Origin of the sequence: Brachyspira sp. SAP_772, assembly GCF_009755885.1 — a bacterium.
Lineage (GTDB): Bacteria > Spirochaetota > Brachyspiria > Brachyspirales > Brachyspiraceae > Brachyspira.
This window is the reverse complement of the sequence record NZ_VYIX01000082.1, coordinates 1-857: the sequence shown is the minus strand read 5'-3', so window position 1 is coordinate 857 and position 857 is coordinate 1. Positions and strand designations below refer to the sequence as shown.

At 28.3% G+C, this 857-nt stretch carries 1 protein-coding gene; it reads right to left on the bottom strand.

The window, feature by feature from the left end:
• Positions 1–662, bottom strand: a 662-nt coding sequence (locus tag GQX97_RS12715; RefSeq protein ID WP_198391237.1) for a DHH family phosphoesterase, incomplete at its 3' end; no start/stop codon positions are given.
• Positions 663–857 lie beyond the last annotated feature (195 nt).

Here is an 857-nt window from a genome sequence, read left to right as displayed (position 1 = left end):
CTTATTCTTTTTAACTTATCAGTATTTTTATCTATCTCATAATCTAATATAATGATATCTTTGTTATAAAGTTTTGTATAAGAAAAAACAAATGCCTGCATAAGCTTAAATGCAACAGCACAMCCAGAAAAGTTTTTGGAAACAAAACCAGTATTTGAAAGTTTAGGATTAAATATTAAATATGCATTTGGAAGTATTTCAGGTATATCATGATGGTCTGTTACTATAATATCTATAGAATGCTCTCTTGCAAACTCAACTTCTTCAACATTCGATATACCGCAATCAACCGTAATGATTAAACTCACCCCAGAATTAGCATAACTTTCAATGACATCTTTTGAAAGACCATATCCCACTTCATGATTAGGAACAAAAGCTTCAACATTTTTTGTAACAGCCTTAAGAGTATTATATATTATAGAAGCAGCAGTAACACCGTCAGCATCTTTATCGCCATATATCAATATTTTTTCATTRTACTCTATAGCTTCTTTTAGCCTATCTACAAAAGCATTCATATCCCTAATATTAAATGGATTAGAAAGCGAATATATATCTTGAAAGAAAAAATCAAAAATATCTTCTTTTGAAACTACTCCCCTTAACTTAAACAACTCTTTTATAATAGGATTCAAATTATCTATGTCAATTTTTTGCATAAAAGCCTTTATTAATATTTATGAATTACAACAATCAGTATATTTTATTTGCTTCAATGTTTCAAGTATCATTTTAAGCTTCATTTTCTTTAGCAGCAGAATGACTGGCTATATTAGCTCCTTTCTTCCAATGCCCTGTAAAATAATAAATAAGTATAAGCGACATACTAATAAAGTTTACAATAGCCATAGTAG